The sequence below is a fragment of the Pedobacter sp. 01T416_2 genome (genome assembly GCF_056398925.1).
Genome location: NZ_JBFTQI010001118.1, coordinates 1 through 1350, shown reverse-complemented (window position 1 = coordinate 1350; position 1350 = coordinate 1). Strand labels below are relative to the sequence as shown.

The 1350-nt window shown below is 35.1% G+C and carries 2 protein-coding genes; both read left to right on the top strand.

What is annotated here, in order from left to right; genetic code table 11:
* Positions 1 to 919, top strand: a 919-nt coding sequence (locus AC1DPQ_RS27860; protein WP_477611585.1) for a TonB-dependent receptor, incomplete at its 5' end; no start/stop codon positions are given.
* A gap of 185 nt (positions 920 to 1104) precedes the next feature.
* The coding region (locus AC1DPQ_RS27855; protein ID WP_477611584.1) for an aminotransferase class V-fold PLP-dependent enzyme at positions 1105 to 1350 on the top strand (246 nt) is incomplete at its 3' end.

The window sequence follows — 1350 nt, the reverse complement described above, 5'->3', positions numbered from 1 at the left end:
GTTACAATTAGGAGCACGCGCCACATATAGTTCGCTAAGCAAACAGCTATTGATTAGTCCGAGGATGTTAATTGCTTACAGGCCCAATTCAAACAATAAAATTTTAAGGTTTTCTGCCGGTGTTTATAAGCAGCCACCCTCATACCGGACCATTCGTGATTTTTCAGGAGTATTAAATATTGATCAAAAGGCACAGAGTTCTTATAACACTTCTCTGGGTTATGAATACGCTTTCGATGCTTTTGGAACACGGCTAAAGTTTACTTCTGAGGCATATTTTAAATATTCTGACCGACTGATTCCGTATAAAATAGATAACCTGAGAATTAAATACCTGGCGAATGAAGTCTCGCGCGGTTATGCTTATGGCGCCGATTTTAGTATAGGCGGTGAGTTTGTTAAGGATCTGGTTTCTTATTTCAGAATGTCGGTTATGCATGCCAATGAAGATATTATTGGAGATAGTTATATCCAGAATGGAACTACAATTTATCCTGGTTATCTAAAAAGGCCAACTGATCAGCGTTTGAATTTCTCTATATTTTTTCAGGATAAATTATTAAATAGTCCAACTTATAAAGTACACTTAAACGCGCTTTATGGCTCAAGATTACCGATTGGTCCATCACAAACACCACGGTATTTAGATAAGTTTTTTATCCCATCATACAAGCGGGTAGATATCGGTTTCTCTAAAGATTTCCTTGATGACGCCGCTTTGCACAAACCCAAATTTCTGGACAAAAATTTCAGTTCGGTTATTTTGTTCTTTGAGGTTTTTAATATGTTGAATATCGACAATACAGTTTCCTACTTATGGCTTAAGGATGTAGATAATGTGCAATATGCTATTCCAAATTATTTAACAGGCAGGCAGTTTAACCTGAAGTTGATTGTGAAGTTGAAGAATAAGCCATAAACTACTAAACCTATTAGTCTTTATCTTTTTGTCTTTCTGATTAACGAATTCTTTTGCAAAAACTGCAACAAAATGCTCAATTTTGTCGAGATTTTTAACAAAATTTAATTTTTTATGATACGATTTTGTGGGCATAACTGCTTTAAAAATTTTACATTTACGCCCATAAAACATTATATAATAAGATGAAGCATAATTTTGGCGCAGGCCCTTGTATTTTACCTCAAGAAGTGTTTAAACAAGCAGCTCAGGCTGTTTTAGATTTTAACGATGGATTATCAATTTTAGAAATTTCGCACAGAACAACCGAATTTGAGGCAGTTGTTGCTGAAGCTGATAAGTTGATAAAGGAATTATTAAATGTGCCGTCGGGTTATTCCGTTTTATTTTTACAAGGTGGTGCAAGTTTGCAATTTGCAATGGTTCCGATG